Source organism: Anderseniella sp. Alg231-50 (genome assembly GCF_900149695.1).
Taxonomy (GTDB): domain Bacteria; phylum Pseudomonadota; class Alphaproteobacteria; order Rhizobiales; family Aestuariivirgaceae; genus Anderseniella.
The window spans coordinates 2,562,740-2,586,314 of record NZ_LT703003.1 but is presented as its reverse complement, the minus strand read 5'-3'; the positions used below and the strand labels follow the sequence as shown (position 1 = coordinate 2,586,314).

Annotated in this window: 19 protein-coding genes; 9 read left to right on the top strand and 10 right to left on the bottom strand. The window is 57.2% G+C overall.

The window, feature by feature from the left end; translation table 11 throughout:
- Nucleotides 1-6: 6 nt before the first annotated feature.
- The 3 genes from DHN55_RS12245 to DHN55_RS12235 form a co-directional block, all read right to left on the bottom strand.
- Nucleotides 7-2,166 carry a multiheme c-type cytochrome gene (locus tag DHN55_RS12245; protein ID WP_108881540.1) on the bottom strand — a complete coding sequence of 720 codons (2,160 nt, stop codon included), beginning with the start codon at nucleotides 2,164-2,166 and terminating at the stop codon, nucleotides 7-9.
- Between the two features lie 613 nt (nucleotides 2,167-2,779).
- Nucleotides 2,780-3,577 carry a fumarylacetoacetate hydrolase family protein gene (locus DHN55_RS12240; RefSeq protein ID WP_108881539.1) on the bottom strand — a complete coding sequence of 266 codons (798 nt, stop codon included), beginning with the start codon at nucleotides 3,575-3,577 and terminating at the stop codon, nucleotides 2,780-2,782.
- A 108-nt stretch (nucleotides 3,578-3,685) separates the two neighbouring features.
- Nucleotides 3,686-4,510, bottom strand: a complete 825-nt coding sequence (locus DHN55_RS12235) for a class II glutamine amidotransferase (protein WP_108881538.1) — start codon at nucleotides 4,508-4,510, stop codon at nucleotides 3,686-3,688.
- Between the two features lie 180 nt (nucleotides 4,511-4,690).
- On the opposite strand from DHN55_RS12235, the gene DHN55_RS12230 reads away from it, so the two are divergent.
- A complete protein-coding gene (locus DHN55_RS12230; protein ID WP_108881537.1) occupies nucleotides 4,691-5,317 on the top strand; it encodes a glutaredoxin domain-containing protein in 627 nt (208 codons plus the stop codon).
- Between the two features lie 62 nt (nucleotides 5,318-5,379).
- Here the strand turns inward: DHN55_RS12230 and DHN55_RS12225 are convergent, their stop codons facing one another.
- Nucleotides 5,380-6,300, bottom strand: coding sequence for a LysR substrate-binding domain-containing protein (locus DHN55_RS12225; protein WP_108881536.1), 921 nt, complete (start codon nucleotides 6,298-6,300; stop codon nucleotides 5,380-5,382).
- 273 nt (nucleotides 6,301-6,573) lie between these two features.
- Here DHN55_RS12225 and DHN55_RS12220 point away from each other — a divergent pair, with 273 nt between their 5' ends.
- The 4 genes from DHN55_RS12220 to DHN55_RS12205 all read left to right on the top strand — a co-directional run bounded on the left by DHN55_RS12220 (nucleotide 6,574) and on the right by DHN55_RS12205 (nucleotide 10,077).
- On the top strand, nucleotides 6,574-7,590 hold the full coding sequence (locus DHN55_RS12220) for a TRAP transporter substrate-binding protein DctP (protein WP_108881535.1): 1,017 nt from the start codon (nucleotides 6,574-6,576) through the stop codon (nucleotides 7,588-7,590).
- Between the two features lie 63 nt (nucleotides 7,591-7,653).
- Nucleotides 7,654-8,199: a TRAP transporter small permease subunit gene (locus DHN55_RS12215; protein ID WP_108881534.1), complete on the top strand. Its 546-nt coding sequence runs from the start codon at nucleotides 7,654-7,656 to the stop codon at nucleotides 8,197-8,199.
- A 14-nt stretch (nucleotides 8,200-8,213) separates the two neighbouring features.
- Complete coding sequence (locus DHN55_RS12210; protein ID WP_108881533.1) at nucleotides 8,214-9,554, top strand: TRAP transporter large permease subunit; 1,341 nt, start codon at nucleotides 8,214-8,216, stop codon at nucleotides 9,552-9,554.
- Nucleotides 9,555-9,582: 28 nt separating this feature from the next.
- Nucleotides 9,583-10,077, top strand: coding sequence for a universal stress protein (locus DHN55_RS12205; RefSeq protein WP_108881532.1), 495 nt, complete (start codon nucleotides 9,583-9,585; stop codon nucleotides 10,075-10,077).
- A gap of 30 nt (nucleotides 10,078-10,107) precedes the next feature.
- Here DHN55_RS12205 and DHN55_RS12200 read toward each other — a convergent pair whose 3' ends face one another.
- Nucleotides 10,108-10,620 carry a hypothetical protein gene (locus DHN55_RS12200; protein ID WP_108881531.1) on the bottom strand — a complete coding sequence of 171 codons (513 nt, stop codon included), beginning with the start codon at nucleotides 10,618-10,620 and terminating at the stop codon, nucleotides 10,108-10,110.
- Nucleotides 10,621-10,867: 247 nt separating this feature from the next.
- On the opposite strand from DHN55_RS12200, the gene DHN55_RS12195 reads away from it, so the two are divergent.
- Together DHN55_RS12195 and DHN55_RS12190 are read left to right on the top strand one after the other, a co-directional pair.
- Entirely contained in the window at nucleotides 10,868-12,499 is a 1,632-nt protein-coding gene (locus tag DHN55_RS12195; RefSeq protein ID WP_108881852.1) for a choline dehydrogenase, read from the top strand.
- A 223-nt stretch (nucleotides 12,500-12,722) separates the two neighbouring features.
- Nucleotides 12,723-15,035 carry a SulP family inorganic anion transporter gene (locus DHN55_RS12190; protein ID WP_108881530.1) on the top strand — a complete coding sequence of 771 codons (2,313 nt, stop codon included), beginning with the start codon at nucleotides 12,723-12,725 and terminating at the stop codon, nucleotides 15,033-15,035.
- On the opposite strand, the gene DHN55_RS12185 is transcribed toward DHN55_RS12190, so the two are convergent.
- The 4 genes from DHN55_RS12185 to DHN55_RS12170 form a co-directional block, all read right to left on the bottom strand.
- A complete protein-coding gene (locus DHN55_RS12185; protein ID WP_337660211.1) occupies nucleotides 15,025-16,809 on the bottom strand; it encodes a helix-turn-helix domain-containing protein in 1,785 nt (594 codons plus the stop codon). The genes DHN55_RS12190 and DHN55_RS12185 overlap by 11 nt on opposite strands.
- A 235-nt stretch (nucleotides 16,810-17,044) precedes the next feature.
- A complete protein-coding gene (locus DHN55_RS12180; protein ID WP_108881528.1) occupies nucleotides 17,045-18,172 on the bottom strand; it encodes an ABC transporter permease in 1,128 nt (375 codons plus the stop codon).
- 2 nt (nucleotides 18,173-18,174) lie between these two features.
- The gene (gene rbbA, locus DHN55_RS12175) at nucleotides 18,175-20,919 is read right to left on the bottom strand and encodes a ribosome-associated ATPase/putative transporter RbbA (protein ID WP_108881527.1); all 2,745 of its coding nucleotides are present in this window, start codon (nucleotides 20,917-20,919) and stop codon (nucleotides 18,175-18,177) included.
- Nucleotides 20,916-21,899 carry an HlyD family efflux transporter periplasmic adaptor subunit gene (locus DHN55_RS12170; protein ID WP_108881526.1) on the bottom strand — a complete coding sequence of 328 codons (984 nt, stop codon included), beginning with the start codon at nucleotides 21,897-21,899 and terminating at the stop codon, nucleotides 20,916-20,918. Before DHN55_RS12170 ends, rbbA begins: the two co-directional genes overlap by 4 nt.
- A 274-nt stretch (nucleotides 21,900-22,173) precedes the next feature.
- Between DHN55_RS12170 and DHN55_RS12165 the strand changes: the two genes are divergently transcribed.
- Together DHN55_RS12165 and DHN55_RS12160 are read left to right on the top strand one after the other, a co-directional pair.
- Nucleotides 22,174-22,554 (top strand): rhodanese-like domain-containing protein, encoded by a 381-nt coding sequence (locus DHN55_RS12165; protein ID WP_337660210.1) that lies wholly within the window; start codon nucleotides 22,174-22,176, stop codon nucleotides 22,552-22,554.
- Between the two features lie 4 nt (nucleotides 22,555-22,558).
- A complete protein-coding gene (locus DHN55_RS12160) occupies nucleotides 22,559-22,774 on the top strand; it encodes a hypothetical protein (RefSeq protein ID WP_108881525.1) in 216 nt (71 codons plus the stop codon).
- On the opposite strand, the gene DHN55_RS12155 is transcribed toward DHN55_RS12160, so the two are convergent.
- On the bottom strand, nucleotides 22,771-23,568 hold the full coding sequence (locus tag DHN55_RS12155; RefSeq protein ID WP_337660209.1) for a c-type cytochrome: 798 nt from the start codon (nucleotides 23,566-23,568) through the stop codon (nucleotides 22,771-22,773). The two genes, DHN55_RS12160 and DHN55_RS12155, sit on opposite strands and share 4 nt — an antisense overlap.
- Nucleotides 23,569-23,575: the final 7 nt, after the last annotated feature.

Here is a 23,575-nt window from a genome sequence, read left to right as displayed (position 1 = left end):
AAGTTGCTACTTGACCGGGTCTGTTAACCGCTGGCGGCGGGCCGGTTTGGCGGGCGCCACGTTTCGCGGTGCCGCATTACCACGGGGAACCACGGCTCCGAAGGAGGCAGCCGGAGCCAGCAGGATGGGTCCGGATCCCGTATTCGCAACCCCTTCTGCACCCAAGGTCACTTCTTTCTTCCAGAGCATCTGGGCACCGGCTATCAGCTCATCGCCGACCTCGCGCGGTGTCATGTGGAAGTCGAAGCCAACACTCTGGATGCTGGTGATGAGGTTGATCGGCACGGCCTGCGCCATCAGCTTGACGGTTGCCTTGTACGGTGCGTTGCCGGTCAGCTTGCTGCCGTCCACGCTGTAAGAAGCCCAGCGATGGCCGTTTGGCTCAATGCCCTTCTTGTGGTTGCGTTCCGTTGCCGGTTCGCCGCTGAACACGAGTGATGTCGTAGACGGCAACACGCGGGGCAGGGCAAATGTCGGGAACGGTATCGGGATGACGTGTTCGATTTCGCCGCCGCGTCCGTTCTGGGTGACGAAGATGGACTGCAGGCTGAACAGCTGGCTGTCGAGCTTGGCCTTGCCTGCATGGACGTAAGACGAGTGCCCATCTCTCAGGTCGCCATTGGCGTCCCTGTCGCCGGACAGGAAGACAACCTTGCCGTCACGGTCGGTGACGGTGACCTGGAGCCATACCAGGCGCTCGCCGGTGAAGCCGGTCGGCACGTTGTGGCCGTCGGTGCCATTGCGAACCTTGACCCGGAAGGCGAGGCCGCCCACGTCAGCGCGCTCCACAACCACGTCGTCGAGCTTGTATCCGTTGCGCAGGACCTCAAGACGTGCCCGCTTGGCAAACTCAAGCAGCTCAAACTGTTCCTTGAGAATCTCGCGCGCATCGTAGCGGTCATCGACTGACTGCCATGTTTTAGGGAACTTGTATCCGGCGGGAACCGCGTCTTCGAACTTGTCGGTGCCCCAGCCTTCCTTGTGCTTGAACTGCAGCCATTCGCGCAGGGTCTTGAATTCGGCCGCTTTCTGGTTATGCGGGAAGATACCGGGATGAACGATCGGATAGTCCGGGCCGGAGAACAGGTGACGCGTCAGCTTGCGTGACTTGGTCGGAACATCGCCGATGACAGCGGCAGGTCCTTCGGCGTAACCCGAGGGCTTGCCCTCGATCTTGCCCATATGACAATCCTGGCAGGTGACGCCGCGCGCCGCGGCGGGTGACAGGCGGTATTCGCTGAAGGCTTCTTCCAGCCGGAACCCGTTGAACAGGGTCACATCATGGCAGCTGCCGCAGAAGGTGGATGTCTTGATCGGTGCAAACACCTTGGCTTTATTATGGATTTTGCGCCCCGGTTCTTTTTCTTCGGTGACGACGCGGAACTTTTCGGGCTTGTCGAGCACGTCCTTGACACCAGCGTTACCCTCGGGCCCAAACACCGGTGCGGTCAACCCGCCCTCGACCAGTGCCAGGCGGCCACTGACCTTGTTGTAGGCCCTGTCGATGCGGTGGCACACGACGCAGGTAATGCCTTCACGCGAGGTGGGGTGACGGTCAAGGTTGGATTCAAATGTGCTTTCACCGAGATTGGCGCCAACGGGGCTGTGGCAGCGCAGGCAGAAGTCGCCATTTGAGCCATTGCTCAGTTCATTGATCTTGTTGTTGAGAGACAGATAGATCGGGCTGATCTGCGCGTAGGCATGCTGGGAGACCGACCATTCCTTGTAGTGCTTGGGATGGCAAATTCCACAGGTCGCGGCTGCAGGATACTTGTTCTCGACGAACAACTGCAGGTGTTCTTCCGCGGCTGTAAGGGTCTTCTTGTCCTTGCCGTCCTTGCTGGCGGTTTTCTTGTAGTCCGACGGTTTTTCCTCAGGCTCGGCAACTTCGCGATCCGGCTCGGACTTGTTGTTCTGTTTGACACTGTCCTGCTTTGCTTTGCTGCCCTTTTTGCCAAGCGCCTTGTCAGCCTCGATCAGCAGGTCGTCGGTCTGATCCGATTTGCCAGACGTATCGGCCTGGGCCACCTGAATCTTGCCATGCGGCGACTTCATGTTCAGCTCAGACAGGTAGTTTTGCAGTTCGGTCGTGGCAGGCGATGCGCTGCCGGTAACCGGAGGATGATTGGGGGCGATTTGCTTCAGTTCCGCAAGGTAGTTCTGCAACTGCGCCGAGACCGGCGATATGTTGACCGCAGATGGGGCACTGTTGGCGGATGGGGCACTGTTAAGGGGAGGATGGCCGGTTGGTAGTGACGATCCGCGCGCATCTGCTTGGGCATCACTGACAAATGGAAGTAAACCTAAATCGTGAACGGCTCCAACACCAGGTACAACTAGACATGCCGCAACAAGGGCACCTACCAACTTCCTCACTTTTGATTCCCCTTTTCCCGCCGGTTATCAACACCCCAATTTTCGCCGCCGGTAGTCTGGGATCTGGTTAACAGATAGTTAATGTTGGCAGTTGTTGCGGTCGAGAGTTTGACAGGGAACAGGCGCAAATGCGGCTATTCCGTGCGAATTGTGGCGAGTCGAAAAATTGAGAATGAATCCGGCTCTTTTGACCCGCTACCGTCGCTCCTCAGGGGGAGAATTGAGGCATATTCTATCGTTCGTATACAGCGAAACAGAATCAGTCATTGGTCCGCACCATCCAGGTGGCGCGCTTCGAAGAATATTTGCCAGTGCCCGCGCGGCTATGAGTGGCGTCGTGGCAGATGCCGGAAATAGGCGGCAGCATTCTGCCTCGCTGTGCTGGCCATCAGACCATGTTTCGTCATTTGATCTGCAGTGCCACCGCGCCCAAATTGTCGACGGTGTAAGTATAGCTGTCGCCCCGATCCGGAAACCGGGTTTTCAGTGCGCTGCCGGTCATGACTATTTCTCCGGCCTGCAACAGGCCTCCGCGACCGGCCAGATGGTTCGCAATCCAGGCAAGACCGTTGAGCGGATGACCGAGGGCATTGCCGGTGTTGCCGCTTTCGAGCGGCTCGCCGTTCAATGTCACGTCGCCCGCAAGATTGCCAAGATCAATGCGCTGCCAGTTGTAAATCGGTTCGCCCAATACCACGCCGCCGCACCAGCACCTGTCGGTCAGGATCGACTTGGCGTCAAGGTCGCTGTAATCCGCGTTGCGATCCTCAATCAGCTCAAAGGCCGGCATCGCCGATTTTACGAATCTTGAAATGGCCGCCGCATCGAAAGGCGCAGCACTCATGGGCACGTCTTCGCCGAATTCCAATGCAATCTCGAATTCAACTCCAAGACGGATGAAGTCTGCCCGGTTTGCGACATGCGGCGTGCGATGAATTGTACCTGCAAATATGCTGCCGTAGACAGGCTGGTCCACGCCACACAATTTCTGGATATCAGGCGAGGTGGCTGCAATTTTGTGACCCGCAAGCGGGCCGCTGTTACCTTCTGTCTGCATGATGCGGTAAAGCGCGTCCTGGATATCATAAGCTTCGCCAAGCGAACCCGGCTCATCGTCACCGCGCAGGGGCTTGAAGCGATCGCGACGAGCGTTTGCCTGATAGATTTTTCGCGCAACGGCTTCTGTGTGTTTCTGGTCCACGTGCCTGTCCTGAGATTGCACATACGTCTTGGCGCATGCGTAGGTGTGTTGACGCCGGTATTGTTGCTGGTCGGCTGTGGCAGGGTGTTTGCTGCACCAAACCCTGTGCTAGGACGTGATGCGGGCGACCTCCTCGCCATTACGGATGGCAAGTGTAACGCCTTCAGGCAACGGGCTCCAGCCCGTATCATCCAGAGGTACGCTGGCCACCAGTGTCGTATGATGATCAGTCATCTCCACGCGCAAGCCGTCGCAGGAGTAATCGGGGCCCGGTTCACACACAACGCAGTTCTTGATGCTCAGGCCCGGCGCACGCGGTTCGCTGAAGCCGCCGTTTTCTTCGTAGATGCGCTTGTGGGCGTGTACGAACAGCACGTCGCCGTCGCCATACAGGAAATTGGCCGAACCGCGCGGGCGCATGCTGGCGGCAAAATCTGCAAACACTGCCAGCCTGTCGCGCAGCTGCGGGACGGTATCACGATGCTCCATCCACAATGGACGCATGCGGTCCAGCAGCAGACAAAATGCCAACTCCGAATCTGTATCGCCGATCGGGTCATAGTGAAGGACCTGTTCGGCATAATCGTCCTTCAGTCCCTTGAGTGTGCCGTTGTGGGCAAACACATGCATCTGGCCGGCAAGGGCAAACCGGAACGGGTGGGTGTTCTTCAGTGAAGGCTCGCCAACGGTTGCCAGTCTGACATGCGCAATGACGCAATTGCTCACCCGGCTGTCGGCGGCAATGTAGCTTGCCAGCGGACTGTCGCTGGCGGGCAGGGGTTCTTTGACCAGGAACACGTCACGGTCGTAGAAGTAGGCGATACCCCATCCCGACTTGTTTTTATGGGTAAGCCCGCCGCGGCGCGAGAATTCGTTCAGCGAGTAATTCAGCGCTGACGGCTTGCGCGACGACATGGCAAACAGTTCACACATTCTCAGGTGCCTTTCGGCTTGCAGGTTTTCACAAAGTCAGCTGACTTGCCAAATTCTAGAAGAACCGGCTGCTGATATCGAAATGACAATAGCTTGAGATGAGTTGATGGCCTGTGTTCACGGCAGGTTGTAAGAGTTTCGCATGATGACGACACGCAACGAATTGAGCGGAGAACTGATATGTCGAAGCAGCCGGTACATTTGATCCTCTACCGCTGGGCCGGCAGCTGGGGACCGTTCAAGGTGAGTATACCGTGTGGCGAATGCTCGCTTACGGTTGACGTGATCAATGACACGCTCAGCACCGAGTTGAAAGGAATTCCGGTCGAACTTGAAATCCGCGAGTGGCTGAGCGAGTGGTGGCGGCCGCTGACGAAAGGCGGATGGCATGCGCCGATCACGATTGTCGGCGGCAAGGTTGTCAGCCAGGGCCACGCACTGAACCGGGGCGTTCTGACGGAAGCCATCATCGGCGAGTACGTAAAGACTGCCGGTGTTGAGGGCAATCACCTTTATGGCAAGGAAACCTGCCCGCATTGCCAGCGCGCCAAGCAATACCTCAAGCAGGCGGGAATTGAATATACTTATCATGACGTGGTCAGGCAGCCGCGCGACCTGTATGAGATGCTGGGCCGGGTCAAGCCGATTGTCGGACCAAAAACCCCGATAACCGTGCCGCAGATCTGGATAGACGGGAATTATGTAGGCGGTGCCGACCAGCTCAGTGACCTGCTTGGCATCACGGTCGAGCCGAATACCGACCGGGGACAGAATTCGATGACAGACAGTCCCGCGCAACTGCGCTGACCGGGAACGACCAGGCGCGCTCGGATACTGACGGCATTGCCGGCTTTACGCGCCCGACGGCTTTAGCGTTGATGCGCGGCTCGCAGGCAATCTAGAAACTTCTCCACCCGTTTTGGCATTTTGGGCGTCTTGCGCACGATTGCAGAATGGTCGCTGGGGTAATTGTAGACTTCGGGGCGCAGTGCCCGCATGTCGCCTGCATCGGTAAACCGCTTGGCCACATGATCGGGCAGAAATCCAATATAGCAACCCGACAGGATAAGCGTCGCCAGGGCTTCTTCATTGTTGACGATGGCGCGGCGCTTGAGCTTCCAGTCGTGACTTGCCATCATGTTTGGAGAGTGAAACGGAAAGCCGGCATACTTTTGTTTTTGCACGTCTTCACGCGCTACGTCCTGGTCGGGCAGGGCGAACAGGGGATGATGCTTGCCACAGTACAGATACATGGCCTCGCTATATAAGTCGTAATACTCAAGGTTGTCGGACGTCTTGTGCATGGGGACAATGCCGACCTGATGGCGGCCGTTCAAAACGCCTGTTTCCACGATATTGACCGGTTCGACATAGACCTCGATCCTGACTTTCGGTGCGATGCGTTCAAAAGCGCGGATGGCCTCGGGCAGTTTCACACTCGGATTTGTGGCGTTTTTGTCGAAAAACGCGACGGACAACTGGCCGGCCAGGTCTTTGTTGGTTTCATCCACTTCGGCTTGAAATTCATGGATAGCGGAGAACAGCTGCAGGGCCGCGGCATGGATGCGTTCGCCTTCCTCGGTCAGCGAAAACCCGGCTGGCCCGCGGTGGCAAAGCCTGCTGCCCAGCCGGAATTCCAGGTCGGTCAGGTGCCGGCTGATGGTTGATCTGCTGATGTTCAATTCGAGCTCGGCGGCCGAAACACCACCGCAGGCGACAACCGCACGGAAGACCCGAAGCAATCTGAAGTCGACATCACTGAGGCGGCGAAGAAGAGCTGTTTTTGCCATGAAACAATGTTGCACTAACATGCAAGCTTTTCAACAAACCTTCTTATATCTGAAACATTTTCCGGCTGCTAGGCTGTCGTTCAAGCCGCAGTTTTACTTACCGCTGCCCTGATATCCAGGGTGCCGGATTTTGCATTACCCCGGCTGTGGGGGAATAGGGCAAATTGGCACGCATTTGCTAATTCGACCTGTTCAAAATAGGCTCAGAGCACTGATTAGGTCTCTTTTTGCCATGCAGCTTTTGATCGTCCCTTTAATGAAGAGGAATATTACATGAAACTTTTAAGCAAACTTTCCTACGCGCTGGCACTCACCGCAGCGATATCTCTTGCAGGTATATCTGGTGCGTCAGCCAAGAAATTCAAGATCGCTGTTGGCGACAGCGGCGGCAGCAGCCAGGAAGCAACCGGGCTGGGCTTCGTCAAGGCGCTTGAAGAGCTCTCCGGCGGCAAACACACCGCAAAACTGTTTCTGAACGGCCAGCTCGGTTCGGAACAGGACACGGTGAACGAAGCCGCGATCGGCACGCTCGACATGTCCCTGTTGGCGATCAACAACATCACGCCGTTCTCACCGACAGTTGGCGTGTTTACACTGCCATATGTCATTTTGAGCCTGGAAGATGCGGAAAAGCTGACCCAGGGCCCGATCGGTCAGGAACTGACCCAGAACACAATCAATGACGCCGGTGTCAGGATCATTGCCTGGACCTACACGGGTTTCCGGGTGCTGACCAACTCGAAAAAGCCGGTGAAATCCGTAGCTGACCTGAAAGGCCTGGTGATCCGCGTTCCCAAGAACGAGATCATGATCGACACCTACAAGTCCTGGGGCATCAGCCCGACGCCGATGGCCTGGTCGGAAACCTTTGCGGGCCTGCAGACCAAGGTGGTTGACGGTCAGGACAATCCTTACACCACCATCAATGCGATGAAGTTCTATGAAGTGCAGAAATATGTCACCAACATCCGGTATATTTTCTCCATTGAGCCTCTCATCATTTCCGAGCAGGTGTTCCAGGGCCTGAATGCGGGCGATCAGGAAATCATCCTGAAGGCCGGTCAGGCCGCCACCGCAGCGTCGGCAAAGTTCCTGCGCGACAAGGAAGCCGAGATCAAGCAGATCCTGCTCGACAAGGGCATGGAAATTTCCGACCCGGAAAACGATGAGGCCGAATTCATCGATCTGGCGACCAAGGCAGTGTGGCCAAAATTCTACAAGAGCATTGGCGGTATTGAAAAACTGAATGCCGTGCTTGCCGAGATTGGCCGCGACCCTGTGTCTGAATAATCTCCACGTGACAACAACAGGGGGCGCCAACCGGCGCCCCCTAGCAAAGGGGAAGAGGGTCAGATGAGCAAATTCTGGAAAATAGCGGATAATATCGAGAGTTACATTTGCCGAACCTTGCTGGCGATTTTTGTTTGCCTGCTGTTTCTGCAAGTCGTGGTGCGGACACTGTTTTCGTTCTCGTTCTCGTGGATTGAAGAGCTTTCGGTCTACATGTTCGTCTGGTTCGTTTTCTTCGGGGCCAGTTATGCGGCCAAAATGGGCGCCCACAACCGGGTGACATTTCAGTTCAAGTTCCTGCGGCCAGCAGCCATCAAATATATTGAAGCCTTCGCCGATCTGTTCTGGCTGGCGTTTAATGTTATTTTTGTCTACCTCGCGATCGATTTCATTTTCAACAAGATGAACAAATTCCAGTCCTCTCAGACTTTGGGTTTCCATCTGAGCTGGGTCTACATCGTGCTTCCGATAGCCTTCACCCTGATGACGATACGCATCCTGCAGGTGAACTATAAAAAGATAGTTCTCAAGGAGGACATGCGAGACCCCGATGCGATCGACCTTGATGCCATCAAGGCCGAAACCGAAGCCACAAAAGCTGATCATTAAGAGGGGCAAGTACAATGGAAGCTCAAATCATTTTCATCCTGTTCGGGTCGTTCCTGCTGCTGCTGTTCATCGGTGCGCCGATTACTGTTGCGCTGGGTGTCTCGACGCTGATTTCGTTCATCGTGCTCGAGGACAACCCGATCAAGTTCGTGCAGATCGCGTTTACCTCGGTCGGCTCCTTCCCGCTGATGGCGTTACCCGCCTTCATTCTGGCCGGGGCGTTAATGGAATCTGCCGGATTGTCCCGGCGACTGATCAATGTAGCTGAAAGCTTTGCCGGTCCGTTCACCGGAGGCATGTCGGCGGCAGCCGTCGTCGCGTGCCTGTTTTTCGGCGCTATCTCCGGCTCCGGGCCGGCTACAACCGCTGCCGTGGGCATGTTGATGATCCCGGCGATGATCGATCGCGGCTACAGCAAGGGATACTCATCCGCCATCACCGCGTCTGCGGGCGGCCTCGGTATCGTGATTCCGCCGTCCATTCCGTTGATCATATTCGGTATTGCCGCGCTGGGCATGCCACCGCCACCGGCCGCGGTTGAAGCACACGGCACCTTCCAGACCGTGTCTATCCCCAAACTGTTCATCGCCGGTTTCGTACCAGCGTTCGTGATCGCCGGAAGCCTGCTCATCATGAACTACATCCTGGCGAAGAAGAACAACTACAAGGGAACTACCGAGGGTTGGTCGGCGCGTCACATCTGGTGCGAACTGTATCGCGGCTTCTGGGCCCTGATGGCGCCAGTGGTGATCCTGGGGGGTATCTATTCCGGGTTCTTCACACCGACTGAGGCGGCAATCGTAGCCATTTTCTACACGCTGATTGTCGGCACCTTCATTTACAGGGAGATGTCCTGGGAAAAGCTGTTTACCGCACTTGAGACGACCACCTGGCTTACTGGCCGCGTGCTGTTGATCATGTTTACCGCAACAGTGTTCGGCAGGCTTCTGGTGGAGAATGAAATCCCTGCGGTGATTGCTTCAGGCATGCTGTCGTTCACAGACAATATCTATGTGATCTGGACGCTGGTCATTTTCTTCCTGCTGTTCGTCGGCATGTTCATGGAAACCCTGGCCACGATCCTTATCCTGGTGCCGGTCATGCTTCCCGTGGCCTACAGCATGGGCATAGACCCGATCCACTTCGGCGTGGTGATGGTCTGTACGCTTGGCATCGGCTTCCAGACGCCGCCATTGGGGGAAAACCTGTTCATCGCATCGGGTATTTCCAAGATTTCCATCGAGGAGATATCCCTGAAGGCCCTGCCATTTGCGCTCATCAACACGGTTGCGATTTTCGTGATTGCGTTCTTCCCGGAAATCTCGCTGTGGCTGCCACGCTTCTTCGGCTATTGATCGGGTCACCCAGAAAAGGTCTCTGACTATGAAACCAACAGTAACCCATATCCTGTTCACGACGGATCTGTCGAAAAACTCGACCTATGCGCTGACCCATGCCGCCAGCATGGCTCAGGCGACCGGTGCCAAGCTGCATGTTCTGCATGTGGCTGAGCCGCTCAGCGACGATGCGCGCATCACCATGCAGATGTTCATGCAGGACGACGAGTCCCGCAAAAAAGCGATGAGCACAAGACATGACCACGTCAAGGCGGTTCTGGCAGAGCGGCAGAAGAACTTCTGGGCTGCGCTGCCGAAAGAAGACCAGGGTATTCGAGACCAGGTCGAGTCCATCGAGATCGTCGACGGGTATCCTGCCGAAGTGATCCTGCGCCGGGCCAAGGAGTTGAAATGTGACCTCATTATCCTGGGGGCACATGACCACGGTTTCTCGCATACGTTCCTTGGAACAGTGGCGAAGCGGGTGTTGCGGCGGGCTGATATTCCAACGCTGGTGGTGCCCTACAAGGCCGATGCGTAAATGGCTGTTATCGAAAGTCGGATGCCCCGGTTAGTTTCTGTCCAGCAGGGCGGACGCGTAACCGGGTTTCCCGTCGGCATGTAGTGCCGACCACAGCATGCGCTTTTTGGTTTTGGCCTCGTTCATCTTGGTGAAGTAATGGGCCGGAGCCGATTTTGTCGGCACGGCCCAGCCGGCATGGATCTGGCCCAGAGCGAGATCGTAGCCGTCTTCGGTCCTGCAGTTGTAGGTCGGTTGTTTTGTTTTCCGGCATTCGATGGTGGCCGCAACAACCAGCTCTGTCAGGCCCAGCCGGGCAAACTTGCCGCAATCACGCAGTTTGCCGCGCAGCAGGCATTTGGCGCCCGGTTCAGGTACGATGATGTCGGCCAGTATCAGTTCTTTGCCATCCATGCTGACAATACGCCCGTCAACGGCAATCGCCGAACCGCGCAGGGTTTCAGTCTCGGTCTGGGCCTGGGCAGGCAGCATCGTCGCCCAGCAAAGCAGGGCGACCAATGAATTGACGGCAACTTGCAGGGTGAGGTTTTGCTGTTCAGCCATGCGTAGCTCTCCTGATTTGGCGACCGCCGGGTCCGGGCTGCGGCAGTGCTATGTTAGCGGGCAGGTCCGGCAGGTGAAAGAAACATGCGCGTGATGTAGCCACGATCTCAGCTGCTGCTGCTGATTGATCACCTGGAATGCCATGTCGCCAGATCGTTCCAGTGTGGACATGAGCGAACGGACGCAGGCATAGTTGCCCTGGGTGATCGGCGATCCGGTATTGCGGGGGACTGCCTGGGGCATTGGCATGAATACGTTTGACTACATTATCGTGGGCGCGGGATCGGCTGGCTGTGTTCTGGCCAACAAGCTGGGGGCGGACGGGCGCAAGACAATCCTCATCCTGGAAGCCGGCCCCATGGATTATGACCCGATGATCCATGTGCCTGCCGGCGTTTACCGAACCTGGCATGAGCCCAAACTCAACTGGAACTACCACACCGAACCCGAACCGGAACTGCATGACCGCAGCGTGTTCATGCCGAGAGGCAAGGTGGTCGGCGGTTCGTCATCCATCAACTCCATGGTCTATATGCGCGGGCACCCGCTGGACTACGACCGCTGGGCCAATGAGCACGGCCTGACCCGGTGGAGCTATGAGCATTGTCTGCCCTATTTCAAGGCGGGCGAGACATCGGATCGCGGCGCGGATGAATGGCGCGGAGACAGTGGTCCGCTCGGTGTGTCAAAGGGCAGTTTCGACAACCCCCTGTACAATGCATTCATTGCGGCAGGTGAGCAGGCGGGCCAGGGCAGGTCGGATGACCTGAACGGGTTCAACCCGGAAGGGGTCGCGCGCCTGGATGCCACCAGGAAGAACGGCAGACGGTGCAGCGCCGCGGTAGCGCATCTCAGGCCGGCATTGAAACGCGGCAACGTAACCCTGCTGGTGCGGGCCATGGTCAAGCGGGTGTTGTTTACCGGCAATCGCGCCTACGGCATAGCGTTCGACCACAAGGGTTCCGAACGCATTGTACATGCCGGTACGCAAGTCATCCTGGCCGGTGGGGCGATCAACTCGCCGCAACTGTTGATGTTATCCGGCATCGGTCCGGCCGACCATCTGAACGACCGGGGCATAAGGCCGTTGATCGATTTACCGGGTGTCGGCCGGAACCTGCAGGATCATGCTAGTATCATCCTGCAGTATGAATGCCTGAAGAGCTTCCCAATTCACAAGGTGGATGTGCCGTGGCGCAAGGCTGCCGCAGGGCTGCAGTGGGTGTTTACCCGCTCCGGCATGGCTGCCTCCAACATCTGGGAAGCCGGCGGCCTGATCCGCGGCAATCCCAACGTGCCCTATCCCAACCTGCAGTATCATTTCGGGCCGGTGGGCTTTGAATACGATGAAGGCACCATCAAGCTGTTGCAGGCTTTTGCCATTCATGTTGATCAGTTGCGCCCGCGCAGCCGCGGCTCAATTTCACTCAAGTCCGGCAACCCTTACGACAAGCCGGCCCTTCACTTCGACTACCTGGCAGAGCCAGGTGACCTTGATGAGCTGGTTGAGGGGGTGCACAAGACCCGCGAACTGGTGGCGCAACAAGCTTTCGATGACTTGCGCGGCGTCGAGTTGGTGCCCGGCCCCCAGGTGGCAAGCGATGCGGACATTCGCGACTGGGTGCGGTCGGCCGCGACAACGGATTTTCACCCGTGCGGCACCTGCCGGATGGGCCATGGCCCAGATAGCGTTGTCGATGACCAGATGCGGGTTCAAGGCGTTGAGGGCCTGAGCGTGGTCGACGCCTCCGTCATACCGCAGATCATGAGTGCCAACCTCAATGCACCGACCCAAATGATCGCGGCACGTGCTGCCGACTATATTGCCGGGGCTCCGCAACTGGCGCCGCTGGCCGCGAAGTTCGCGTTCCAGCAGTGACCCGGCAGACCGGATCGGGGCTTGCGCCCTGTCTTTGATGGACCGCCCGGGAAATCATCGGCTTCATGCGCCTGTTTCGGACAAAATTGGCCGCAGATCAGTCAATTCGTCCAAGGCCTGTTTAAGCGGTATCTGAAAGATGCGAGTACTGAAAACTCGCGGCGCCTGGTTCAGGTGCGCGCTGGATTCAGGTGCAATTTTCAGATCAGGCACCTGACCGAACATGAACTGGACAATGATGGACACCCTCACTCGCGGCCACCAGGACCGGCGCGACGGCATCCAGCCGGTCGGTGCTCATGTAACCGATGATGACGGTGCAATAACGCCCCGGACCGGCGCGTTCGGCGTATCGCAGGTATTTTCTGTTCTTGCTGCCGGGATAATCTGCGGGCTGCTCGCCGTGATGTTCTCTGTTTCTGCTGCTGCGTTGCTGTTCTCCGGCGAGCTGAGAGAACACATAACGGTTGCTATTGCCGCCTGTCTTTTCGGTACAATTGTCCTGAGCTGCGTCATAGCGGTTTCCAGTTCCTGTCCCGGCATGGTGTCGGTTTCCCAGGAGGTTACGGTTGTCGCCCTGTCGGTGATCGCAATGTCGATCCATGCGACCATGGCGGGCGTTCGAAGCGAAGCAGATATTGTCGCTACGATTGTCGTCATGATCGGTCTGGCAACGTCGGTCACCGGATTGTGCCTGCTGGCAATGGGCATCTTTCGCCTGGGCCGGCTGATCAGGTTCATCCCGTATCCGGTCATTGGCGGGTTTCTTGCCGGCATGGGTTGGTTGATCGTGGTCGGTGCGTTGGGTGTGATAGTGGGTGATACGCTGACCCTGCAAAGTGTCCATGTGTTGCTTGATGCCTCCAACATCGTCAAATGGCTCCCGGCTACGGTGTTTGCCTGCACCGTCGGCGCACTGGCAAGACGAACCGGCAGTTCGTTCATCCTGCCGGTTGCGGTCATGGCGGCACTTGTCCTGTTTCACGGCCTTGCATGGATGCTGGACGTGCCTGTATCGCAGCTTCAAGCCGAGGGCTGGTTGTTCCTGCCCTTGTCACAGGAGGGGATCTGGCCGCCGGTGAGCGGCAATCCGTTTACCGGTGTCGACTGGCGCGTTATCGGCGCGGAAATCCCCAAAGTGATTGCGCTTGTGGCGATTACAGCAACTTCAGTGCTGTTTGCATCCAGCGGGATTGAACTTTCGGTTCGCCGCGACGTCGATCTGGACCGCGAGTTGCGCGCTGCCGGCATTGCCAACTTGCTTGCCGGCGCAGGCGGCGGCGCGGCGGGCTTTCAGGGTCTCGGATTGACCATACTTGGCCATCAACTTGGCGCGCCTTATCGCCTGGTGGGTGTCATCGTTGCGGTTGTGTGCGCGTCGATGCTGTTTTTCGGAAGCTCGCTGCTGGAATACATGCCGATCCCGTTGTTTGGCGGGTTGCTGCTGTGGATTGGCGTTTCACTGCTTTACGATTGGCTGGTTGATGCCTATGCGCGGATTCCGCGCCGGGAATACCTGATTATCCTGCTCATCGTTTTCGTGATCAGCACGGTGGGCTTGCTTGAAGGCGTGCTGGCAGGATTGTTTTCCGCCGTCGTTCTGTTTGCGCTCGAATACAGCCGGGTCGAGATTGTAAAGTACGCAGTGACCGGCAAGGACTTTCACAGCAGCTTCGAGCATGCCGATGAAGACCGGCAATTTCTGACTTCTCACGGAAAGCAGGTCCTTATATTGCGGCTGCAGGGGTTTGTGTTTTTCGGCACGGTTCATAAACTGCAGAAACTTGTAGCTGCGCGCCTGCAGGATCAAGGATTGCCGACGTTGCGCTTCCTGGTGCTGGATTGCCGCGATGTGACCGGGCTTGATTCATCGGCAGCCCTGGGTTTTACAAAGATCAGCCGGCTGGTTGAGCGCAGCGATGGAACGCTGATGACGACAAACCTGTGTGAAACCGCAGCCTGTCAGCTTGATGCGGCGACAGCCCAGTCGGACATGGGATTGCCGGTACGCCGTTTCGATGATCTCGACAGGGCGCTCGAGTGGTGCGAGGAAAACCTGCTGCGTGACTGGCGGGACAGACCGCAGCCTGAGCCGAAAGCCTGCATCCAGGATCAGCTTGCCCGGATCCTGGATGACGGGCGGGCCGCTGAGGTCATGCTGCCATATCTGGAAAGGAAGGATTTTGAGTCACAGGCGACCCTGATCCGGCAGGGAGAGGAGTCGAAGGACATTTTCTTTATCGAACAGGGAAAAGTCAGCATCCAGCTCGAAACGCCAGAAGGCACGACCGTCCGATTGAGAACCCTGGGTGCCGGCACGATGGTCGGGGAGATTTCTTTCTGCCTGGATCAGTGCCGCTCAGCGTCGGTAATCACCGAATGCGATACGACGGCATGGCAGTTGAGCAATGAGGCCCTGGCCAAAATGACGCTTGAGGCGCCCGCAATGGCATCCTTGTTCAGTAACTATCTGGTACGCACGCTGGCGGAGCGCCTTACGTCGACCAATCGCCTGATCAGACTGCTCACGGATTAGGTTCCGGGAAGTCGCAACCGGTTTTCAGCAGTTTGAACGACTGGCTTGGTGTTTCATTGAATTGCTGCCGGTACAGCTTGGCAAAGTGACTGACACTGGTGAATCCGGCGGCGTGGGCGACTTCGGCAACCGAGTTGCGCTGGCGCAGCAGGATAAGCTCGCGTGAATGATTCAGGCGAATGGACCGGATAAATGCTGCCGGTGACCGGTTTTGCAATTGCTTCAGACGCCGTCCAAGTGTTTTTTCGCTGGTACCCAGTTGTGAAGCCAACTCGCGGGCTCCAAATTTTTCATCTGCAATATGACGCAGCACACAGTCAGTTGCCTGCTCGAGGAAGCGCTGTTCCATTGGGGCGAGAAGGTCTCTCCTGGGATCCATTACCAAAGTGGCTTCAAGCCGCTCAATTCGTTCACTGGCCGTTTTGCTGATGTCCGCTTTTTGTTTTGCAACCGCGCTCACGTTCAGTTGCAGATCTCTGATCTCCGCCAGCGCGGTATGCTTTTGCGCCTGAATGTTTTTCAGCATCGTCGAGATGGCAATCATCATGAAGGTCGTTTCACCCAGAATGGCGAGGTAGTACCCCCACTTGAGCGGCGTTGCCAGCAGTACATCGTACACAGATGCGGCCTTGGCGATGTCTGCGGGGAATATGAAACCGTAAACGGCAGTGAACAAACCGCCGGTCAGTGCCAGCAACGAACCGGATACCGGTTTGGCCTGTGGCAAGCCGTCTGCGATTTTCTTCAATGCGACAACGAGCAGCACGAGCGGAGATCCGAAAAACGCCAGATGCAAGGGTAGCGAAAGCCGCCATGGATCGATCACAGCCAGGCACGTGGCAATGACGGCCACGCCTGACAGGAGGGCAAACAAGCGGCGCCACACCGGTGCATCTTCATCTATGTTCAGCAGCACGCGACAATACTGAATGTTCGCAAAGACACCTAGCCCGGCGACAAATTCGGCAATGGGCATGAGCACGGTGACCGGTTGCGTCACCCCGATGAACTTGCTGAGCCATCCGTCATAGATGAAGGAGAATGAAAAGAAACACAGCATGTAAAGCGCGTAGTACTTGTAGAAACGGGCGTCCACATGCCGGAACAGGGCGACACTGAGTAAGGCGATGGTGGCGACATAGCCCAGGAATACTGCCGTCAGGGTCAGAGATAAAGTCGACCAGCCCAGGAACATGTCCGGGGACATGATAACTGCTGTCATGGTGGGCGCAAAGGTCCCGGACACCCTCAGATAATAGGACCTGGTTTTGCCGGGAGCGACATTCAGGGACAGTCCGGTTTTGGCGGCCCGGTTTGCCTTCTCGGTAACCGGAATTGTGCGTCCGCCTCGCGACAGGGAAACAACGCTGTCGCCTTGCTGTGCGAACAGTTCAACATCATCAAAGATGAACTCCAGGAAGCCCACGACCCATTGCCTGTCATCAGTCGTGTTGTTTGCGGCCTGGAAACGCAGCCAAACAGCCTGGTTTGGCAAGGGGGCCTGGAAAACGCCGTTACACGGCCCGGGCAGGAATGGTTGTCGGGCAATCGTGCTGGCCTGAACCTGTCCGGTCGGGTCACTGAACACGTCTGCAATCAGGGGCTGCAGCTGATAGCCCTGTCCATCGGGCAGTGTATTGAGAGTTGGTGTTGCGTGGCTGACACCCGGGCAGGCAACCGGTTTGCTGTCGGCTCGCGCTACTTGCGCCGACATGACCTGGAACACCAGCACAATTGCCAGGACCCATAACCCTGCCGAATATGATCTGATCATTGCTCCCCACCAAAATTCCATTGCAGTCTGCCGCGGGAGTATTCCCGCGGCACTGGGGTCAGGATCCGACCCTGTGCCATTCGGATAAAGATGACCTCGGACCGGTCGACTCATTGACTGGTTGGTTTGCGCGTCTGACCAGCTTTTATCTGATCGTGACGGCTGAAAGCTGATGATTCAAGCCTTCATGATCTGCATCGAGATCAATTTTTGGACAACAGCGAAGGAAACACGGCTACGAGAAGCTGATGATTGTCTTGCGAAACCGGAACAGGGCGACGGCGAAGAAAACACAGCCGATTGCCCCCATGATCAGCATTTGCGGCCAGACAATATCCACCCACGCACCTCGATACAAAACCGCTTGCGAGAAACTGACATAGTGGGTGGACGGAGACGCCTGCATGATCGTCTGGAGCCATTCCGGCATGCTTTCCTGGGGTGTCGTGCTTCCGGACAACAGGTTCATCACCACGAAGACGGGAATTGCGAGCAGTCCGAACTGCGGCATCGAACGCGCCATGGTCGCCAGCAGAATGCCCAGGGAAGTGATCGAGAACAGGTAGACAATTGCGCCTGCGATAAACAGTAACTTGGACCCAGCAATGGGAACCTGCAACAGTCCCTGGACAATGAAGGTCAGCGACAGTGCGGCGGCAACAACAATCACCAGGCCATTGGCCCAGACTTTCGAGATCATGATCTCCGCCGATGTGACAGGCATGACGAGCAGGTGCTCGATGGTGCCGTGCTCACGTTCGCGGATCAGGGCGGCGCCGGTCAGGATCATGGCCAGTATGGTGACGTTGTTGACGATCTGCATCACCGCCATGAACCAGGTCGAGTTGAGATTCGGATTGAAGTTTGCCCTGACGACCACGTCCAGCGGGATTTGTGCCTCTGTTCCCCGTGCATCCATGAAATCCAGGGTTTCCCGGGTGATGATGGTTTGTATGTAGGACGCGCCGGTGCCGGCCACGGACATGGCGGTCGCATCTATGTTCAGCTGAATTTCGGGTCTGTGGCCGGACAGAAGGTCGGACTCAAACCGTGGTGGAATATCTACAACGAAAATGAACTTGCCGGTATCCATCGCCCGGTCGATTTCCGCTCCCGTAATCTCGACCGCCGGTTTGAAGTAGGGCGGCAGGAACGCATCCTGAATGCGCCTGGACAGTTCCGAGCGATCTTCATCCACGATTGCAACCGAGGCATTCGACACTTCCATTTTTGCATTCTGCGCGACTTCATAAATGGCAAAGGTGAATGTCCAGACGAGCAGGATCATCAGCACCGGGTCAGCCAGCACACTGCGCAGTTCCTTGATGCCGAGACGGTAAATGTTGCCAAGTCTTCTCAACATGTTCACACGTCCTGCTTGCGAAGGAAGACTGCAGCGATAAGGAAAAACGCCAGCCCGAAGCCGATCAGAAACAGGTGATTGGGCCACAGGTCGGAAAATCTCAGTGCCTTGGTAAAGCTGCCTACGCTGATCTGCTGGAAGTAGGATGCCGGAAACAGGGCGCTTGTTATCTTGGCACCGCCACCCAATGTGGAGACAGGCGTCATGAACCCGGAAAAGTTCATTGTGGGCACCATCGCCAGTATGGCTGTGGCGAAAATGGCTGCGATCTGGCTGTTTACAAACGATGATACCAGCATGCCAAATCCTGTTGTTGCCCAGACATAAAACAAGGCTCCGACAGCCAGTGCCAGGAAGGACCCTTTCAGGGGCACCGCGAATACCAGGATGACCAGCAAGCACAGGCTGACAAAGCTGGCGTAGGCAATGGCGACGTAGGGCAATTGCTTGCCGAGCAGGAATTCTATTTTCGTGACCGGCGTGGAGTACAGGTTGGTGATCGAGCCCATCTCCTTTTCCCGCACGATGCCTACCGCAGTCATCATGGCGGGTATCAGGATGCACAGCAGCATGATGACGCCTGGGGTTATCGCGTAGGTGCTCTTGAATGCCTGGTTGTAGCGGAACCGGGTCTCGATCGAGACCGGGCTGACACTGACGGCGCGGCCGGTCTGGCGGGTGGACATGTCAGCGATGTATTGCAACGTGACGCCCTGAACGTAGCCCCGCGTCGTTTCGGCCCGAAACGGCATGGCGCCATCCAGCCACACGCCGACTTCGGGTTGTTCGCCTTTCAGCATGTTTTTGCCGAAGCCGGATGGAATCTCGATGGCGAATTTCAGTTCGCCGCTTTTCAGGCGGGTCTCGACACCAGACGGGCTGGTAATGGGGGGCTGTTGTATGAAGTACCGTGAACTGGAGAAATTCTCGAGAAACTGGCGACTTTCATGGGACCTGTCCTGGTCATAGACGGCGTAGGGCAGTTCTTCGACATCGAACGAGATGCCGTAGCCGAAGGTGACCATCAGGAGAATGGGTCCCAACAGCGCAAATGCCAGTCTGATCGGATCGCGCAGGAGTTCCTTCGCTTCCCGGCTGGCATACGCCCACATGCGCTGCGCGCTGAAGGCGCTGATAGTGTGCCGGGTTTCGGGAACGGTGTCTGCAATCTCCGCAACCACTGAATTGTCTGCGGGCTCGGAACTGTCTTCGCCGATCGCATCCTCAAGATAGGCTACAAAGGCCTCGTCGAGCGAACCGGCATGCCTGTCGTCTGCCAGCTCCTGAGGTGCGCCCACGGCAAGGACCTTGCCGGCGTGCATCAGCGATATCCGGTCACAGCGGGATGCCTCGTTCATGAAGTGCGTGGAAATGAAAATGGTCACGCCGTCGTCGCGTGACAGCTCTATCAGCAACTGCCAGAATTCATCGCGTGCTATCGGGTCGACGCCGGACGTCGGTTCGTCGAGAATGAGAACTTCCGGCCGGTGAAGAATGGCGACGGCGAGTTGCAGGCGCTGCTTGACGCCCAACGGCAGGCTGTCAGGCTTGTGGTCGTGGACGTCGTGCAGGTCAAAGCGCTGGAGAAGATCCGTAATGCGGTCGTTTCGCTGGTCTTTCGGCAAGTGAAACAGGTGCGCGTGCAATTCAAGGTTCTGCAGAACGGTCAGTTCGCCATACAGCGAGAAGGACTGTGACATGTAACCGACCCGGCGGCGGGTCTGCATGTCCCGGGCGTTCAGCTTCTTGCTGAACAGCCTGGCCTCACCTTCGCTGGCGGACAGCAGCCCGGTCAGCATCTTCATGGTCGTGGTCTTGCCACAGCCATTGGATCCGAGGAAGCCGAAGATTTCACCCCGCTCGATGTCGAAGCTGACGTGATCGACAGCAGTGAAATCCCCAAACCGCTTGGTAAGCCCGCTGGCCTGGATGGCGAACTGCCCATCTCCGTTGATGCGCGGCGGCACGGTTACCTGTTTGTGTCTGGAGCGTTTGTGCTCTGGCAGCAGTGCGATAAAGGCGGCCTCAAGCGTGTCGGCAGACGTTTGTGATTTCAGCTCGGCCGGCGATCCGGTGGCGATGATCTTTCCATCATCCATGGCCGCCAGCCAGTCGAAGCCTTCGGCTTCATCCATATATGCGGTTGCAACAATAACGCTCATATTGGGACGGCGAGCGCGAATACGATCAATCAGTTCCCAGAACTGGCGCCTTGAAAGCGGGTCGACGCCTGTCGTCGGCTCATCCAGAACCAGCAGGTCAGGGTCGTGAATAAGGGCGCAACACAGTCCGAGTTTCTGCTTCATGCCGCCGGACAGTTTGCCAGCCGGACGGTCAGGAAAAGGGGCAAGTCCGGTTGCCTGCAACAGTTCACCTATGCGCCTGTGGCGCTCCTTGCTGCCCTGGCCGAACAGCCGTCCAAAGAAATCCAGATTCTCGTAAATGCTGAGCGTGGGATAAAGGTTTTTCCCCAACCCCTGCGGCATGTAGGCAATGCGGTTGAAGCAGTGCCTGCGATGGGCGTTGTCATGCATGTCGCCGGACAGTGCATGGACACTCCCGGTCTGCATTTTTCGGACCCCCGAGACCAACGCCAGCAATGTAGACTTGCCGACGCCGTCAGGACCAATGAGACCAGCCATGCAGCCGGCCGGAATATTCACTGTTACGTCATCGAGAGCGGCCACCGCACCATACTTGTGAGTGACGGCTGCAAGCTGCGCCACACTATCAGATGCGGGTGTCATTCGGGCAGCTTGATGTTCAGGTTTTCAGGCCAGCCTGTAGCCTGCGGCAGACGCAGATAGGCTAATCCTCTGACCCCGGTTTTCACCCTATCCTCATGTTTTCGCAGCAGTTTCGGGTCGATGGTGAGTTTGACCCGAAACATCAGCTTGGCCCGTTCCTGCGCCGTTTCCACGGCCTTGGGTGTGAACTGGGCCTGGGCTGCAACGAACGAAACCGTGGCCGGAATGACATATTGCGGCACCGGGTCGAGAATGATCCGGGCGTCGCTTCCCAGAGTGAGCAGGCCGGCATCGGATGCCGGGAGGAAAACCGTCATGTAGACATCTGCGATGTCCAGAAGCGTCAGAATGTTGCCGCCGGCTGCAACGACTTCTCCAGGTTCAGCCAGGCGGTACTGGATACGACCGCGTTGGGGCGCCTTCAGTGTGGTGTCATCGAGGATTGACTTAAGCCGGGCCAGTTCTTCCTGTGCGGACGTGATGGCTTCATCGGCCTGTTCGACACCGGCCACGGCGGCACGGTAATTGGCATCAGCAGCCTGCAGTTCGTTATGACGCTGATCCAGCTTCTCTGTTGTTGCGAAACCCTTTCGATGCAGTGTCTGCGCGCGGGAAAGCTCGACTTCAGTGAATTTCAGATGGCTTCTGACGCGAATGACAGACGCACTTGCTTCGAGCTTTGCTTTTTTGGCGCGTCTTGTCTCGGCTTGCGCGCGCCGTACCTGTGCGTTGATCTCTCCGGCATCCATACGGGCCACGGTCTGGCCGGCGTCCACCATGTCACCCTGGTCGACAAGAACCTCAGCCACTCGGCCTGCAAGCTTGCTGGATATGTTGACCTGCTCTGCCTCGATGCGGCCATTGGAACTGACAATGCCGGCGGGCAATTGCGATGCGATCTGCTGTTGCCAGTAAACATACCCGCCTGCCGCGCCGGCAATGGCGACCACACCAAGCACCAACCAGGTTTTGAGCTTCATGGAACTTGCCTTCTGTTTGAAATGTCTGCTGCCTTGCCGACGGTTCAATCGTGCGCGAGCCGCGCCGGATGTTTCATCGCAATGCTGGCGTCAAGATAGGCGCTGCGATCCGGGTTCGACATGATTCAGATCAAAGGCAAACTGCGCAAAACATCCATTATGGCGGTTATGCAACGCAAGGTGCTTGCGCCTGACTGCTTTGGCAGGCTTGGAGTGCAGGATTGTGTTAGGGTACTGTTCGAGACGGCCATTGTGAGCAATGTGAGGTAGCACCATGCTGAAGACAGGATTCAAGGCATTGCTGGCGCAGGCGAATGCCGTCATAGAAACGGTTTCGGTGCAGGATTTCCCATACCTGCAGGATGAATCCGACGTGGTTGTCGTGGACGTTCGCGACGCGTTCGAACGCGAAACTGATGGCACCATTCCCGGATCCGTGCACGCCTCGCGGGGATTGCTGGAGTTTCACGCAGACCCGGAGTGCCCGGCACATTTGCCGGCACTGGATCCGGCCAAGCGCATTGTACTGTTCTGTGGAACCGGCGGGCGTTCGGCACTTGCCGCGAAGACGCTTCAGGAAATGGGGTTTTCGGACGTGGTTTCACTAGCCGGCGGATTCGCCGCATGGAAGGCCGCGAACAACAAGGAAGGCTAAAGGCATGGCGTTTGACGACTTGATCACCCGTATAAACCTGTTTTTCAGTGAAGCGGACAATGAGGCGGAGGATGCACACCAGGTGCTTGAGCAACTGCATGCCGAGCTGGCCCAGCTAAAGGCAACAGGACAGCCACTACCGGAAGACCTGGTGCGCCTGGAAGCATTGCTGGACGAGGAATTCCGATCCAGGGCAGCGAACAAGCGGGGATCAGCCTAGTCGGCATCCGGATCGAGCGTCTTAAGATACGCGACCAGGTCGGCGATTGCCGGTTCGTCCATGAACCTGAGAGCCAGCATGCTTTCGCCCGGAACACCATTGATGATCTTGTGGATCATCCGTTCGGGCTGATGGCGTGCCTGCCAACCGAGGCTGCCGCGCATGCCCGGCCTGACCTGGAACCCAGACTTGCCGTTCGGGTCATGACAGGACATGCAAACTCCCTCGAAAATGTCCCTGCCGCGACTGAGGTTTTTCTCTGATGACGATTTTTCCGGCTTGAAATTTACCGGGTCATACTGGCCGACGGTCAGAAACAGCAGCAACAGGTCCAACGGCAACCCGCCGGACGCAAGTGCCCTTTGATCAGGGTGGGCCCTGGTAAACAGTTCCAGCATGTTAAACGGATCAGTACCTTGCAGATGCCGCAGGCCGACAAACTGTTTTTGCTGTTGCGGGCTGCCATCGGTCTTTTGGGCGCCGTCATAGTCCCAGCCATGGCAGGAGACGCAGCGCCAGCTGTCGGTATCACTGACTGTCAGGTCTGACGGGAAGGCCGGGTTTTTCATGGCAGGCGGCTCGGCGCCTGAACCCGCCCAATAATTGTCGTACAACTTGCCGCCCAGCGACACGACAAATGCATCGCCGAACTCATGTTCGCGTGTTTCCGGTGAAGGCTTGTCCTGCGTAACCTGGGTCGCCAAAGCGGGGTAGTGCGCAACCGGCAACACACCGGGGAAGGCCACCAGCGCCAGGACAGCGGTGATTGCAGGAAACAACGGGTGTTTATGCATTCCGGTC